Annotated in this window: 12 protein-coding genes and 1 tRNA gene; 9 read left to right on the forward strand and 4 right to left on the reverse strand. The window is 73.8% G+C overall.

Features of this window, described 5'->3' with window-relative positions; all coding sequences use genetic code 11:
- The first annotated feature begins 18 nt into the window (after positions 1–18).
- The 6 genes from nuoL to ACI781_RS03160 are packed head-to-tail and all read left to right on the forward strand — an operon-like array spanning position 19 to position 8,046.
- On the forward strand, positions 19–1,932 hold the full coding sequence (gene nuoL / locus ACI781_RS03135) for an NADH-quinone oxidoreductase subunit L (protein ID WP_456564621.1): 1,914 nt from the start codon (positions 19–21) through the stop codon (positions 1,930–1,932).
- A gap of 30 nt (positions 1,933–1,962) precedes the next feature.
- Entirely contained in the window at positions 1,963–3,663 is a 1,701-nt protein-coding gene (locus ACI781_RS03140) for an NADH-quinone oxidoreductase subunit M (RefSeq protein WP_456564622.1), read from the forward strand.
- Positions 3,663–5,237: an NADH-quinone oxidoreductase subunit NuoN gene (gene nuoN / locus ACI781_RS03145; RefSeq protein ID WP_456564623.1), complete on the forward strand. Its 1,575-nt coding sequence runs from the start codon at positions 3,663–3,665 to the stop codon at positions 5,235–5,237. The genes ACI781_RS03140 and nuoN overlap by 1 nt, the downstream gene beginning before the upstream one ends.
- The gene (locus ACI781_RS03150; RefSeq protein ID WP_456564624.1) at positions 5,237–6,295 is read left to right on the forward strand and encodes a polyprenyl synthetase family protein; all 1,059 of its coding nucleotides are present in this window, start codon (positions 5,237–5,239) and stop codon (positions 6,293–6,295) included. Before nuoN ends, ACI781_RS03150 begins: the two co-directional genes overlap by 1 nt.
- A gap of 12 nt (positions 6,296–6,307) precedes the next feature.
- Positions 6,308–7,498: a PQQ-dependent sugar dehydrogenase gene (locus tag ACI781_RS03155; protein ID WP_456564625.1), complete on the forward strand. Its 1,191-nt coding sequence runs from the start codon at positions 6,308–6,310 to the stop codon at positions 7,496–7,498.
- Entirely contained in the window at positions 7,495–8,046 is a 552-nt protein-coding gene (locus tag ACI781_RS03160; RefSeq protein WP_456564626.1) for a phosphotransferase-like protein, read from the forward strand. The genes ACI781_RS03155 and ACI781_RS03160 overlap by 4 nt, the downstream gene beginning before the upstream one ends.
- Positions 8,047–8,134: 88 nt before the next feature.
- On the opposite strand, the gene ACI781_RS03165 is transcribed toward ACI781_RS03160, so the two are convergent.
- The gene (locus tag ACI781_RS03165; RefSeq protein ID WP_456564627.1) at positions 8,135–9,238 is read right to left on the reverse strand and encodes a 2-oxoacid:ferredoxin oxidoreductase subunit beta; all 1,104 of its coding nucleotides are present in this window, start codon (positions 9,236–9,238) and stop codon (positions 8,135–8,137) included.
- Positions 9,235–11,184 carry a 2-oxoacid:acceptor oxidoreductase subunit alpha gene (locus ACI781_RS03170; RefSeq protein ID WP_456564628.1) on the reverse strand — a complete coding sequence of 650 codons (1,950 nt, stop codon included), beginning with the start codon at positions 11,182–11,184 and terminating at the stop codon, positions 9,235–9,237. Before ACI781_RS03170 ends, ACI781_RS03165 begins: the two co-directional genes overlap by 4 nt.
- 170 nt (positions 11,185–11,354) lie before the next feature.
- Here ACI781_RS03170 and htpX point away from each other — a divergent pair, with 170 nt between their 5' ends.
- Together htpX and ACI781_RS03180 are read left to right on the forward strand one after the other, a co-directional pair.
- On the forward strand, positions 11,355–12,290 hold the full coding sequence (gene htpX / locus ACI781_RS03175; protein WP_456564629.1) for a zinc metalloprotease HtpX: 936 nt from the start codon (positions 11,355–11,357) through the stop codon (positions 12,288–12,290).
- A 41-nt stretch (positions 12,291–12,331) separates the two neighbouring features.
- The gene (locus tag ACI781_RS03180) at positions 12,332–13,300 is read left to right on the forward strand and encodes an SGNH/GDSL hydrolase family protein (RefSeq protein WP_456564630.1); all 969 of its coding nucleotides are present in this window, start codon (positions 12,332–12,334) and stop codon (positions 13,298–13,300) included.
- Here ACI781_RS03180 and ACI781_RS03185 read toward each other — a convergent pair.
- Positions 13,206–13,697: a YajQ family cyclic di-GMP-binding protein gene (locus ACI781_RS03185; protein WP_456564631.1), complete on the reverse strand. Its 492-nt coding sequence runs from the start codon at positions 13,695–13,697 to the stop codon at positions 13,206–13,208. The two genes, ACI781_RS03180 and ACI781_RS03185, sit on opposite strands and share 95 nt — an antisense overlap.
- 92 nt (positions 13,698–13,789) lie before the next feature.
- Between ACI781_RS03185 and ACI781_RS03190 the strand changes: the two genes are divergently transcribed.
- Positions 13,790–13,871 (forward strand) — tRNA-Tyr (locus tag ACI781_RS03190).
- 49 nt (positions 13,872–13,920) lie between these two features.
- Here ACI781_RS03190 and ACI781_RS03195 read toward each other — a convergent pair.
- Positions 13,921–14,358: a pilus assembly protein TadG-related protein gene (locus ACI781_RS03195; protein ID WP_456564632.1), complete on the reverse strand. Its 438-nt coding sequence runs from the start codon at positions 14,356–14,358 to the stop codon at positions 13,921–13,923.
- Between the last annotated feature and the right edge of the window lie 401 nt (positions 14,359–14,759).

Below are 14,759 nucleotides of genomic sequence, written 5' to 3' on the forward strand. Positions count from 1 at the left end.
AGACGGGGACCTGCGTCGATGGACACCGTGCCCGCTGACGGGCTGATCTCCGCCTCCTGGCTGCTCATCGCACTGCCCCTCGCCGGAGCCGCGGTGCTGCTGCTGGGGGGCCGGCGCACCGACCGCTGGGGTCACCTGCTGGGCACCGCGACGGTGGTGGCCGCCTTCGTCATCGCGCTCGCCTGCACCCTGCAGCTGGACGACCGGCAGGTCGCCGTCGACCTGTTCACCTTCGTCGACAGCGGCAGCCTCGACGTGCAGATGGGGCTGCTGTTCGACCCGCTGTCGGCGGTCTTCGCCCTGCTGATCACCGGGGTCGGCGCGCTGATCCACGTCTACTCGATCGGCTACATGGCGCACGACCCGCGGCGCCGGCGGTTCTTCGCGTACCTGAACCTGTTCGTCGCGGCGATGCTGCTGCTGGTCCTCGGCGACAACTACGTCGCGCTGTACGTCGGCTGGGAGGGCGTGGGCCTGGCCTCCTACCTGCTCATCGCCTTCTGGCACGAGCGCCCGGCGGCCGCCACCGCCGCCAAGAAGGCGTTCATCATGAACCGGGTCGGCGACGTCGGCCTGGCCCTGGCGATCTTCCTGATGTTCGCCCAGCTCGGCACGGTCACCTACGAGGGCGTCTTCGGCTCGGTCGGGCTCCTGGCCGGCGGCACCGTCACGGCGCTCGGGCTCCTGCTGCTCCTGGGCGCCTGCGGCAAGTCCGGCCAGTTCCCGCTGCAGGCGTGGCTGCCCGACGCGATGGAGGGCCCGACGCCGGTCTCGGCCCTCATCCACGCCGCGACCATGGTCACCGCCGGCGTCTACCTGATCGCCCGGTCGGCGCCGATCTACGACCTCACCGAGACCGCGCGCACGGTGGTCATGGCCGTCGGCGCGGTCACCCTGATGATCGGCGCGATCGCCGGCTGCGCGTACGACGACATCAAGAAGGTGCTCGCGTACTCGACGGTCAGCCAGATCGGCTACATGTTCCTGGCCGTCGGGCTCGGCCCGGTCGGCTACGCCGCCGCGATCGCGCACCTGCTCACCCACGGCTTCTTCAAGGCCGGGCTGTTCCTCGGGGCCGGCTCGGTCATGCACGCCATGGACGACCAGGTGGACATGCGCCGCTTCGGCGGGCTGGCGCGCAGGCTGCCGGTCACCTTCGTGACCTTCGGGCTGGGCTACCTCGCGCTCATCGGCTTCCCGTTCCTGTCCGGCTACTGGACCAAGGACGCGATCATCGAGGCCGCGCTGGACCGCGGCGGGGTCTCGGGGTGGCTGCTCGGCGGGGTCGCGGTGCTCGGCGCCGGGCTCACCGCCTTCTACATGACCCGGCTGATGTTCATGACCTTCCTTGGCCGCCCGCGGTGGGCGCCGTCCGCGCCGGGCCGGTCCACGCCGCACCCGCACGAGTCGCCGCCGGTCATGACCGTGCCGATGATCGTGCTCGCCGTCGGGTCGGTCGCCGCGGGCTTCCTGCTGGTGCAGGCCTTCCCGCTCGACGAGTGGCTGGCCCCGGTGTTCGGCGAGCCCGAGGAGGCCGAGCACGTGGTCGCGCCGGCCCTCGTCGGGGTGGTGGTGACCGTGGTGATGCTGCTCGGCGTGCTCGCCGCGTGGCTGTTCGTCGGCCGCCGCGAGGTGCCGGTGGTCGCCCCCGCGCGGGTCTCGGTGGTCACCCGCGCGGCCCGCCGGGGGCTGTACGCCGACGCGGTCAACGAGTCGCTGTTCATGCGCCCCGGACAGTGGCTGACCCGGGCGCTGGTGTGGGTGGACAACCGCGGCGTGGACGGCGCGGTCAACGGCCTGGCCGCCGGGCTCGGCGGCTCCTCCGCGCGGCTGGGCCGGCTGCAGACCGGCTTCGTGCGCACCTACGCGCTGGGCATGCTCGGCGGCGCGGTGCTGGTCGCCGGGGCGCTGCTGGCGGTGACGGCGGGATGAGCCGGTCGATCGGACGAGGGGACGCCTGGCGTGACTGACTTCCCGTTCCTGCTGCTCATGATCGTCGTGCCCGCGGTGGGCGCGGCCGTCGTGGCGGCGCTGGGCCGCGGCCGGGAGCTGCTGGCCAAGCAGATCTCGCTGGGCATCAGCCTGGTCGTGCTGCTGCTGGCCGTGCTGGCCACGGCCGCGTTCGACACCGACGGCCCGCGCTTCCAGCTGACCAGCTCGGTGTCCTGGATCGAGGACTTCGGCGTCTCCTTCGCCCTCGGCGTGGACGGCATCGCGCTGGTGATGCTGCTGCTGGTCGGCGTGCTGGTGCCGGTCGTCATCGGCGCCTCCTGGGCGGACGAGCCGACCGGCAAGCGCTCGATGACGACGTTCTCCGCCTGGCTGCTGCTGCTCGAGGCGATGATGGTGGGCGTCTTCGCCGCGACCGACGTCTTCCTCTTCTACGTCTTCTTCGAGGCGATGCTGGTCCCGATGTACTTCCTGATCGGCAGCTTCGGCGGGCCGCGACGGCAGTACGCGGCGGTCAAGTTCTTCCTGTACAGCCTGGTCGGCGGGCTGGTCATGCTCGCCGCGGTGATCGGCCTCTACGTCGTCAGCGCGCAGCAGGGCGAGGGCAGCTTCGCCTTCGAGGTGCTCAACGCCATCGACATCGACCCCGACGTGCAGAAGCTGCTGTTCCTCGGGTTCTTCGTCGCCTTCGCGATCAAGGCGCCGCTGGTGCCGCTGCACACCTGGCTGCCCGACGCCGGTGCCGAGGCGCCCATCGGCGGTGCGGTGCTGCTCGTCGGCGTCCTGGACAAGGTGGGCACCTTCGGCTTCCTGCGCTACTGCCTGCCGCTGTTCCCCGACGCGTCCCGCGACCTCGCCCCGTACGTGCTCGCGCTCGCCGTGGTGGGGGTGCTGTACGCCGCGCTGCTGGCGATGGGCCAGACCGACATGAAGCGGCTGGTCTCCTACACCTCGGTGGCGCACTTCGGGTTCATCGCGCTGGGCATCTTCGCCTTCACCACCGAGGCCGGTACCGGCGCGGTGCTGTACATGGTCAACCACGGCATCGCGACCGGGCTGCTGTTCCTCGTCGTCGGCATGCTCATCGCCCGCGGCGGGTCCCGGCGGATCGCCGACTACGGCGGGGTCGCCGCGCAGGCGCCCGCGCTGGCCGGGGTCTTCCTCGTCGCCGGCCTGGCCTCGCTCGCGCTCCCGGGCACCAACAGCTTCGTCAGCGAGTTCCTCGTGCTGATCGGCTCGTTCCCCGACCGGCCGGTGTTCACGGTGCTCGCCACCGTCGGCATCATCCTGGCCGCGCTCTACGTGCTGCTGATGTACCAGCGGACGATGCACGGCCCGGCCCGCGGGCTGATGGACGGCGCCGGTCTCGCCGGCGACGGCGCCCCCGGGCCCGCCGCGGCCACCGGCCCCGTCGGGGACGGCGGCGCGACGACGGCGGCCACGGCGACCACGGCGGCCACGACGGCGACCGCGACGGCCCCCGCGACGGAGTCCGCGACCCGCACGCGGCGGGTGCCCGACCTCAGCCGGCGCGAGGTGGCCGTGGCCGCGCCACTGGTGGCCCTGATCGTCGTCCTGGGCGTCTACCCGCAGCCGCTCATCGACCTCATCGAACCCGCCGTCGCCGCCACGGTGTCCGACGTCGGCGGGGACCCCGGCGGGACGACCCCCGACGTGGATCCGAACGGTGCCGGACCGGAGGCGGGGAACTGATGATCGAGGCACCGGACCTCTCGTTCGCGGCCCTGGCGCCGCTGCTGTTCCTCCTCGGCGCCGCGTGCGTCGGCGTCCTCGTCGAGGCGTTCGCCCCCCGGGAGGTCCGCCACCCGGTCCAGGTCGGTGTCGCGCTCGTGGGCACCGTCGGCGGGCTGGTCAGCGCCGTCCTGCTGGCCGCCGGCCGCGACCTGTCCGGGGACGGCGCCGAGGTGACCGCCGGCGGGGCGCTGGCCGTGGACGGCGCCGGGGTCTTCCTGCAGGCGACGATCGCGGGCCTGGCCGCCCTGTCGGTGCTGCTGTTCGCCGAGCGCGCGCTGGACCCGGCGCGGTCGTCGTTCGTCGCCGCGGCCGCCGTGCCCGCGGGCAGCGCCCGCGACCGCGAGCTGCTCACCTCCAGCCGCGTGCAGACCGAGGTCTACCCGCTGACCACCTTCGCGACCGCCGGCATGATGCTGTTCGTCGTCGCCAACGACCTGCTGGTCATGTTCGTGGCGCTCGAGGTGCTCAGCCTCCCGCTGTACCTGATCTGCGGCCTGGCCCGCCGCCGCCGGCTGCTCTCCCAGGAGGCCGCGGTCAAGTACTTCCTGCTCGGCGCCTTCGCCTCGGCCTTCTTCCTGTACGGCCTCGCGCTGGTGTACGGCGCCGCCGGCAGCGTCCGGCTCTCCGCCGTCTCCGCGGCCGTCGCCGAGGAGGGCGGCGGGGTGCTGCTGGTCCTCGGCCTCGCCCTGCTCCTGGTCGGGCTGATGTTCAAGGCCAGCGTCGCGCCCTTCCACACGTGGACGCCGGACGTCTACCAGGGCGCCCCGACGCCGGTGACCGCCTTCATGGCCGCCTGCACGAAGGTCGCCGCGTTCGGGGCGATCCTCCGGCTGCTCTACGTCGGCTTCGGCACCGACGAGTGGACCTGGCGGCCGCTGGTCTACGGCATCGCCATCGTGTCGATGGTCGTCGGCGCCGTGCTCGGTCTCACCCAGACCGACCTCAAGCGGATGCTCGCCTACTCCTCGATCGCGCACGCCGGCTTCCTGCTGACCGGCGTCATCGGCTTCCAGGCCGGCGGCGACAGCCCCGGCCTGTCGGCCACGCTGTTCTACCTGCTGGTCTACGGGCTGACGACGCTGGGCGCGTTCGCCGTCCTCACGATGGTCCGCGACGGCGACGGCGAGGCCACCCACCTGTCCGCGTGGGCCGGCCTGGCCCAGCGCTCGCCGCTGGTGGCGGCCGTGATGACGCTGTTCCTGCTCGCCCTCGCCGGCATCCCGCTGACCAGTGGCTTCACCGGCAAGTTCGCGGTGTTCCGGGCGGCCATCGACGACGGCGCCTGGCCGCTGGCCGTGATCGCGCTCCTGGCCAGCGCCGTCGCCGCGTTCTTCTACCTGCGGGTCGTCGTCCTCATGTACTTCTCCGAGCCGGCCGGGTCCACCGGCGGGGGCGAGGGCCCGACGGTCGGCGTGCCCGGGCTGCCCACCACCGTGGTGGTGGCGGTGACGGCCGCGGCCACGCTCGTCCTGGGGATCGTGCCCGGGGCGGTGCTCGACCTGGCCGGTGGGGCGGCTAGATTCGTCGGTTGATGACCGGAGCCCACGCCGCTGTCGACGGAACGCCACCCGCTGAGGTCTGGCACCGAGGCTCAGCACCGGCGTCCACGATCGGGGCCTGGCTGCCCGCAGGCGCCCTCGGCGACGCGCTCGCCGCGGGCCTGGCCCGGGTGGAGACCACGCTGTCGGCGTCCGTCGACAGCCCGCACCCGTTCGTGCGGGAGGCCGCCGCGCACCTGATGGCGGCCGGCGGCAAGCGCTTCCGGCCGATGCTCGCGCTGCTGGCCGCGCAGCTCGGCGACGCGCAGGCGCCGGGCGTGACCGAGTCCGCGGTCGTGTGCGAGCTCACCCACCTCGCGACGCTGTACCACGACGACGTCATGGACGAGGCCGCCGTCCGCCGCGGCGCACCCAGCGCGAACGCCCGCTGGACCAACAGCGTCGCCATCCTCACCGGCGACTTCCTGTTCGCCCGCGCCTCCGACCTGCTCGCCGACCTCGGGCCCGAGGCGGTGCGGGTGCAGGCCCGCACCTTCGAGCGCCTGGTCACGGGGCAGATCCGCGAGACCGTCGGGCCCGCCCCGGACGACGACCCGGTCGAGCACTACCTCCAGGTGCTGGCGGACAAGACCGGCTCGCTGGTGGCCACCGCCGCGCGCTTCGGCGCCACCTTCGCCGGCGTCGACGCTGCCCTGGTGGAGTCGCTGACCGCCTTCGGCGAGGAGGTCGGCGTCGCCTTCCAGCTGTCGGACGACCTCATCGACATCCTCAGCGAGGGCAGCGACTCGGGGAAGTCCCCGGGCACCGACCTGCGGGAGGGCATCGCCACCCTGCCGGTGCTGTTCGTGCTCGCCGGCGACGACCCCGCCGAGGCGCGCCTGCGGGAGCTGGTGGGGGCCCCGGTCACCGACGACGGCGAACACGCCGAGGCGCTGGCGCTGCTGCGCTCCTCGGCGTCGCTGGAGCGCGCGACCCAGGTGCTGCGGGAGTACGCCGACCGGGCGCGGGCGCGGCTGGCGGAGGTCCCCGAGGGCGAGGTCCGCGACGCGCTGTCGGCGCTGTGCGACTACGTGGTCACCCGCACGAGCTGAGAAGGGACCCCGATGCCCCCCGCCGCTCGCAGGCGCGCGACGGGGCCCTGCATCGGGGCCGCACTGCTGCTGGGGACGGCCTGCTCGGGAGGCGGCGGTCCCGCCCCCGACGGCCCGGGCCCGGGCGCTCCCGCGCTGACGGTCGAGGTCGTCCTGGACGGTCTCGACCACCCCTGGGACGTCGCGCAGGCCCCGGACGGGACCCTGCTGGTCGACGAGCGCTCCGGCGGCTTCACCGCCGTCCGGCCCGACGGCGCGGTGGTCGAGCTCGAGGCCGACCTCGACGACCTGTACGCCCGCGGCGAGACCGGTCTGATGGGCCTGGTGCTCGACCCGGCGTTCGACGTCACCCGCCGGATGTACACCTGCCAGGGCGTGCGGGACGGGGACGGCGAGCCGTCGATCGCCGTCGTCGCCTGGACCGTGGCCGCGGACTGGGGGAGCGCCACCCGCGTCGCCGACCCCCTCGTCGGCGGCCTCCCCGCGAACGCCGGCAGCGGCCGGCACGGAGGCTGCCGGTTGCGCTTCGACGCCGAGGGGGCGCTGCTGGTCGGTACGGGGGACTCGGCCACCGGCAGCGTCCCGCAGGACCTCGCCGTCCTCGGCGGCAAGGTGCTGCGCGTGGACCCGGTCACCGGCGACGCGTGGCCGGGCAACCCGTTCGCCGGGCGGCCCGGCGCCGCCGCGGAGGTGTGGACGTACGGCCACCGCAACGTGCAGGGCCTCGCGCTGCGCCCGGGCACCGGTCAGGTGTACGCCGTCGAGCACGGCACCGACCGCGACGACGAGGTGACGCTCCTGTCGGCCGGCGCCAACGGCGGGTACGACCCCGACGGCGACGGCGGGGACTACGACGAGAGCGTGCCGATGACCGACCCCGAGCTGCCCGGCGTCGTGCCGCCCTCGTGGGCGTCGGGGGCACCGACGATCGCCACCTCCGGCGCGACGTTCCTGCGAGGACCGGCCTGGCGCGGCTACGACGGCCTGCTCGTGGTCGGCGTGCTGAGGGACACCGGCCTGCTGGCGATCCGCCTGGACGACACCGGGCAGCTGCGGGACACCTTCCGCGTGCCCGAGCTGGAGGACCGCCACGGGCGGCTGCGCACCCCGCAGCTGGGGTCGGACGGCGCCCTGTACGTCACCACCGACGACGGCGACGGCCGCGATCGGCTGCTGCGCGTCACCCCCGGCGCGCCGCGGTGAGCGCGGTCCTGCTGGTCACCGGCGCGCAGGCGGCGGGCAAGACGACGATCGGGCGGCTGGTGGCCGGCCGCTGGCCGCGCGGGGTGTTCCTCGACGGCGACGTGTTCTGGCGCGCGGTGGTCTCCGGACGCGCGGACATGACCCCCGACCCCACCCCCGAGGCGCTGCGGCAGCTGCACCTGCGCTACCGCGCCCTGGGCCAGGCCGCCCGGGTCTACGCCGCGGCCGGCCTGCCCACCGTCGTCGCCGACAACGTCTTCGGCGAGGACGTGCAGGTCCTCCGGGACGCGGTCGCGCCCCACGACCTGCTGGTCGTGGCCCTGGTCCCGTCGCCGCAGACGGTCGCCGCCCGGGAGCGCGGTCGAGGGACGGAGGCCTACGCCGGGTGGTCGGGCCCCGACGGGCCGGACGACGGTCTCCTGGCCGCGGCGCGGACCTTCGACGCGTGGGTGCGCGCGACGCCGGCCGACCTGGTCCACGACTCGACGGGCGAGACCCCGGAGCAGACCGCGGCCACCGTCCACGCGTGGGCGTCCCGCCGCCGCTGACCCCTCGGGCCGCCTCCCGGAGGCGGCCCGCAGAACGGCGACCGGCCCGCCTCCGGGTGGGGAGACGGGCCGGTCGCGGTGGGTCGGGTCAGGCGGAGACGGTCCAGGTGTCGCCGCCGGCCAGCAGCCCGTCGAGGTCGGCCGGGCCCTCGGCCGCCGCGGTGTCGAGCTGCTCGCTCATCATCCGGTCGTAGGTGGGCTTCTGCACCGACCGGAAGACGCCCATGGGGGTGTAGCGCAGGTCCTGGCTGGAGAGCCGGGAGAGCGCGAACGCGTACGCCGGGTCCTCGCGGTGCGCGTCGTGGACGACGACGTCCTCCGGGCGCACCTGGTTCGTCTCGGCGATCCGCAGGCCGCCCCACTCGTCGCGGACGACGCAGGACCCGCCGTCCGGGCCGAAGACCAGGGGCTCGCCGTGCACCAGCGGGATCGCCCACTGGGTGCCGGTGGCCGGGTCCTTGAGCAGGTCGAACGCGCCGTCGTTGAAGATGTTGCAGTTCTGGTAGATCTCCACCAGCGCCGTGCCCTGGTGCTCGGCGGCCTGGCGCAGCACGTCGGTCAGGCCCTTGCGGTCGGAGTCCATCGCCCGCCCGACGAACGTCGCCTCCGCGCCGAGGGCCAGCGACACCGGGTTGAACGGGTGGTCCAGCGAGCCCATCGGGGTGGACTTGGTGACCTTGCCGACCTCGGAGGTGGGCGAGTACTGGCCCTTGGTCAGCCCGTAGATCCGGTTGTTGAACAGCAGGATCGTCACGTTCACGTTGCGGCGCAGCGCGTGGATCAGGTGGTTGCCGCCGATCGACAGCGCGTCGCCGTCGCCGGTGACGACCCACACCGACAGGTCGGGGCGGGACACGGCCAGGCCGGTGGCGATCGCCGGGGCGCGGCCGTGGATCGAGTGCATCCCGTAGGTGTTCATGTAGTACGGGAAGCGGGAGGAGCAGCCGATCCCCGACACGATGACCATGTCCTCGCGCGCGATGCCCAGGCTCGGCAGGAAGCTCTGGACCGCGTTGAGGATGACGTAGTCACCGCACCCGGGGCACCAGCGCACCTCCTGGTCGGTCTTGAAGTCCTTGGCCTTGAGGGCCGTCTCCTTCTCGCCCTGGCTGCCGATCGACGCCGCGATCGCCGCGTCGATGGGGGTGGACGCCGGCATCCCGAGGTCGTGGACGTGCTCGGTGGTGCTCATTCCCCGCCTCCGGTGGGGTCGGCGGCGAGCGGTGCGCCGCTGGTGGAGTCGATGACGTCCTGGATGACGGCGGCCAGCTCCGCCGCCCGGAACGGCAGCCCGCGCACCTGGGTGTGGCTCTGCACGTCGACGAGGTACTTCGCGCGCAGCAGCAGCGACAGCTGGCCGAGGTTCATCTCCGGGCAGACCACGCGGTCGTAGCGCGCGAGCACCTCGCCGAGGTCGGCCGGGAACGGGTTGAGGTGCCGCAGGTGGATCTGCGCCACCTTCCGGCCCGAGCGGCGGACCCGGCGGACGCCGGCACCGATCGGCCCGTAGGTGGACCCCCAGCCGATGACGGCGACCCGCGCCTCGCCGTCGGGGTCGTCGACGTCGGTGGGCGGGATCGTCGCGGCGATGCCGTCGATCTTCGCCTGGCGGGTGCGGGTCATGAAGTCGTGGTTGGCCGGGTCGTAGGAAATGTTCCCCGTCCGGTCGGCCTTCTCCAGCCCGCCGATGCGGTGCTGCATGCCCGCCGTCCCCGGGATGGCCCACGGCCGGGCGAGGGTCTCCGGGTCGCGGAGGTAGGGCAGGAACTCGCCGTCCTCCCCGTTGGGCTCGGTCGCGAAGCCCACCTCGGCGGAGAGGTCCGGCAGGTCCTCGGCCGAGGGGACCGCCCACGGCTCCGCGCCGTTGGCCAGGTAGCCGTCGGACAGCAGCATCACCGGGGTGCGGTAGGCGAGCGCGATCCGGGCCGCCTCGATCGCGGCGTCGAAGCAGTCGCCGGGGGAGCGGGGGGCGACGACCGGCAGCGGGGCCTCGCCGTTGCGGCCGAACATCGCCTGCAGCAGGTCCGACTGCTCGGTCTTGGTCGGCAGGCCGGTGGAGGGGCCGCCGCGCTGCACGTCCACGACGACGAGCGGCAGCTCGGTCATGATCGCCAGGCCCAGCGCCTCGGACTTCAGCGACACCCCGGGGCCGGACGTCGTGGTGACGCCGAGCGCCCCGCCGAAGGAGGCGCCGATCGCCGAGGCGACACCGGCGATCTCGTCCTCGGCCTGGAAGGTGCGGATGCCGAAGGCCTTGTGCTTGGACAGCTCGTGGAGGATGTCCGACGCCGGCGTGATCGGGTACGCGCCGAGGAACAGCGGCAGGCCCGAGCGGGACGCCGCGGCGACGAGCCCGAGCGCCAGCGCCTGGTTGCCGGAGATGTTGCGGTACCGGCCGGGGGCCATCGGGGCGGGCTTGATCTCGTAGGAGACCGCGAACGCCTCGGTCGTCTCGCCGTAGTTGTAGCCGGCCCGGAACGCGGCGATGTTGGCCGCGGCGATCTCGGGCTTGCGGCGGAACTGGCGCTCGAGGAAGCGGACCGTGCCCTCGGTGGGCCGGTGGTACATCCACGACAGCAGGCCGAGCGTGAACATGTTCTTGCTCCGCTCGGCCTCCTTCTTGCCGAGACCGGAGTCGGCGAGCGCCTCGAGCGTCATGCTCGTGAGCGGGACGCTGACGGTCTGCCAGCCCTCGAGCGAGCCGTCCTCGATCGGGTTCGTCGCGTAGCCGACCTTCGCGAGGTTGCGCGGGGTGAACTCGTCGGCGTCCAGGATCAGCAGGCCGCCGCCGGGGAGGTCGGCCAGGTTCGCCTTCAGCGCCGCCGGGTTCATCGCCACCAGGACGTCCGGCGCGTCGCCGGGGGTCATGATGTCGTGGTCGGCGAAGTGCAGCTGGAAGGAGCTGACACCCGGCAGGGTCCCCGTGGGGGCCCGGATCTCGGCGGGGAAGTTGGGCAGCGTCGACAGGTCGTTGCCGAAGGACGCGGTCTCGCTGGTGAAGCGGTTGCCCGTGAGCTGCATGCCGTCGCCGGAGTCGCCGGCGAGCCGGATCACCACGCGGTCGAGCTCGACGACGCTCTTCACGAGGCCGCCGGGAGCGGAGCTGGCTGCCGAGATTGCCGGGTCGGTCGCGGTCATGAGTGGTCTACCTCCACCGGGCGAGGTTACGTGTAGGTGACGAGCGAGCGGTGTGGCGTGACTCACTCGCGGTCCCGCAGACCTGCTGGCCCGTTCCGGACGGGCCGGGGACGGCGCCGCCGCCTCCGTCGGGCAACGACTCCCCGGGCGCTCCCTATTCCCTCGTCGGGGTGCCGGCGCCCGCCCCGCCGGGGAACGGCGCCCCGACGAGCCGCGTTGTCCCGGACGTGCACCGCTGGAACAACGCGCTGAAGACGGCCCTGCTCATGGGGCTCATGGGCGGGCTGATCCTCGCCGCCGGCGCGCTGATCGGCGGCCGCGGCGGGCTGCTCGTCGCGCTGGTCGTGGCGCTGGCCGTCAACGGCTACGCCTATCTCAACTCCGACAAGCTCGCCCTGCGCTCGATGCGCGCCTTCCCGGTGACCGAGACCCAGGCGCCGGCGCTCTACGCGATCGTCCGGGACCTGGCCACCGAGGCGCGCCAGCCCATGCCCCGCCTGTACGTCAGCCCCACCGACCAGCCCAACGCGTTCGCCACCGGGCGCAACCCGCGCAACGCGGCCGTCTGCTGCACCCAGGGCATCCTCGAGCTGCTCGACCGCCGGGAGCTGCGGGGGGTGCTGGCCCACGAGCTGTCCCACGTCTACAACCGCGACATCCTCATCAGCTCCGTCGCCGGGGCGATGGCCACGGTCATCACCTACCTGGCGCACATGGCCATGTTCGCGTCGCTGTTCGGCGGGCGCCCGGGTGACGACCGCGGCGGCGGCAACGCCCTGGGGTCCCTGCTGCTGGTGGTCCTCGGCCCGGTCGCCGCCGGCCTGGTGCAGATGGCGGTGAGCCGCAGCCGCGAGTTCCAGGCCGACGCCACCGGCGCGCAGCTGTCCCAGGACCCGCTGGCGCTGGCCTCGGCGCTGCGCAAGATCGAGCGCGGCGCCGGCGCCCGGCCACTGCCGCAGGACGACCGGCTGGTCACCCAGAGCCACCTGATGATCGCCAACCCCTTCCGGGGGCAGGGGCTGGCGTCGATGTTCTCCACGCACCCGCCGATGGCCGAGCGGATCGCCCGGCTGGAGGACATGGCCCGCGAGCTCGGCCAGCGCTGACGTCGCGGCGCCGCCCGCCGGGGCGCCTATCCTCGCCACCCGTGCAGGACGACGGGGTGCGGTACGTGGCGGTGGGGGACAGCTTCACCGAGGGCGTCGGGGACGAGCTGTACGGGAGCGCCGTCCGCGGCTGGGCCGATCTCGTCGCCGGCGGGCTCGCCGCGGCCACCGGGGCGCCGGTCGGGTACGCCAACCTCGCCGTCCGCGGCCGGCTGCTCGCGCCGATCGTGACCGAGCAGGTGCCGGCGGCGCTGTCGCTGGACCCCGCGCCCACGCTGCTGACCCTCAACGGCGGCGGCAACGACATCATGCGGCCGGGGGTGGACGCCGCCCGGCTCGTGCGGCTCACCGAGGTCGCGGTCCGCCGCGTGCTCGACGCGGGGGTGACGCTGGTCCTCGTCAGCGGCGCGGACCCCTCGGCCCGGCTCCCGTTCGGCCGGACGCTGCACCGCCGCGCCGCCGAGCTGACCGGCGCCCTCGAGGAGCTCGCGGCCCGGCACGGGGTGACGTTCGTGAACGCCTTCGCCGACCCCGAGCTGCGCCGGGCCGGCTACTGGTCGCCCGACCGGCTGCACCTGGGGCCGGCCGGCCACCGCCGCGTGGCCTCGCTGGTGCTCACCGCGCTCGGGCACGAGGTGGCGGCGTCGGCCGTCGACCCCGCCGCCGAGCCCCGGCGCCGCGTGCTGGCCGAGGCCCGGTACTACCGCGAGCACGTCCTCCCGTGGGTGGGCCGGCACCTGCGCGGCCGGTCCTCCGGTGACGCGCGGAGCGGCAAGCACCTGGACTGGGTGCCGGTGACCCCGGTCCCGACCGACGCGGCGCCCCTCGCCGGAGCCGCACCGCCGGGGTGCAGGACCCGCGTTCCTGCACGGACGAACCCGGGCGGACGGCGGTCCGCCGGGGATCGGCGTGGGCTCAGCGGTAGTTGTCGAACTGCAGCGCGACGTCCAGGTCCGCGCCGCGCAGGAGCTGCTGGACCGCCTGCAGGTCGTCCCGCTTCTTGCCGCTGACCCGCAGCTGGTCGCCCTGGATCTGCGCCTGCACGCCCTTGGGGCCCTCGTCGCGGATCAGCTTGGCGATCTTCTTCGCGACGTCGGACTCGATGCCCTGCTTGATGCGCGCGGAGATCTTGTACGACTTGCCCGAGGACTGCGGCTCGTCGGCGTCCAGGGACTTCAGCGAGATGTTCCGCTTGATCAGCTTCTCCTTGAACACCTCCAGCGCGGCGGTGACCCGCTCCTCGGTGTCGGCGGTGAGGGTGACCCCCTCCTCGCCGGCCCAGGCGATCGACGCGTTGGTGCCCCGGAAGTCGAACCGCTGGGACAGCTCCTTGCCCGCCTGGTTGAGCGCGTTGTCGACCTCCTGGCGGTCGACCTTGCTGACGACGTCGAAGGACGAGTCGGCCACGTCCCCTCCTCCCGATCGGGGCCGGCGACCCGCCAGGAGGACCCGGCGGACGGGCGCGGCCCGTCTTGTACTCTCTTCTCCGGTACCACCACGGCGGGTTGCCCGAGTGGCCAATGGGAGCGGACTGTAAATCCGTCGGCTTAGCCTACGAAGGTTCGAATCCTTCACCCGCCACCGGTACGCAGACGGCCCCCGACCACCAGGTCGGGGGCCGTTCGCCGTCTCAGGGCACGGTCGGGGCGCGGGCGCTCGCGACGGCGGTGCGCTCGAGGGGGCGGCCGCCCAGGAAGAGCCACCCGAACGCGATCTGCACGCGCCGCGTGCACCGCACGGTGACCTCCACGCCGTCGGTCTCGGCCGACCAGGAGTCCAGCGAGGTGCCGCCCGCGGCGAGGGAGTCGGCGACCGCGGCCTGCGCGCCGCCGCGGGTCAGCGGCACCGTGCCGCCGGCGACGCCGCCGGCGTAGACGGCGGCCTCGTCCGCCCGGTTGGCCGCTGCCAGCGCGGCGGCGTCGCACACCCCCTGGACGGCGCGCTGTTCGAGGAACGCGTCGGAGGCGGCCACCGCGCCGAGGGCCATCAGCGCCGCGACGAGCCAGCACACGAGCACGAGGGGGAGCGACGACCCCCGCTCGGCAGACGACCGTCCAGTCTCGCGCACGCCGCGCAGCGTAGGTCGTCGTCCACCGACTGTGGACCGCGCTGGGGACGGGTGTGGACGGCTGGGGCCCCGCCCCGCCCGGCCGCGGCCCTCCCTGTGGACGGCCGGACGAACACCCTGGGGACCCATCCGTCACCCCCCTGGGTGACGGATCAAGGACGTTGCGTGACACACCGTAGCGACATCACGGTTCGTCACCCTGTCGTGATCGTCGGTGCTTGCCCCGAAGGAGTGACGGGAAGCAATGTCGCGGGTGCGGTCCGTACACCGACTGACGCTCTGTCCCCGCGCCCCGGGTGAAGCCCGCATCGAAGAGAGCCAGTTCTTCATGCCTGAGGAGGCGTCATGAACACGCAGCGTGAGATGGGTCGCGGGACGACGTGGGGTCGCGGCACGACGTG

The sequence above is a fragment of the Blastococcus sp. SYSU D00695 genome (assembly GCF_054050555.1).

Bases quoted from the DNA above. Each gene is read 5' to 3' on its own strand.
- ACI781_RS03165 (WP_456564627.1), bottom strand. From the start codon at position 9,238: ATGAGCACCACCGAGCACGTCCACGACCTCGGGATGCCGGCGTCCACC.
- nuoL (WP_456564621.1), top strand. From the start codon at position 19: ATGGACACCGTGCCCGCTGACGGGCTGATCTCCGCCTCCTGGCTGCTC.
- ACI781_RS03155 (WP_456564625.1), top strand. From the start codon at position 6,308: ATGCCCCCCGCCGCTCGCAGGCGCGCGACGGGGCCCTGCATCGGGGCC.
- nuoN (WP_456564623.1), top strand. From the start codon at position 3,663: ATGATCGAGGCACCGGACCTCTCGTTCGCGGCCCTGGCGCCGCTGCTG.
- ACI781_RS03170 (WP_456564628.1), bottom strand. From the start codon at position 11,184: ATGACCGCGACCGACCCGGCAATCTCGGCAGCCAGCTCCGCTCCCGGC.
- ACI781_RS03150 (WP_456564624.1), top strand. From the start codon at position 5,237: ATGACCGGAGCCCACGCCGCTGTCGACGGAACGCCACCCGCTGAGGTC.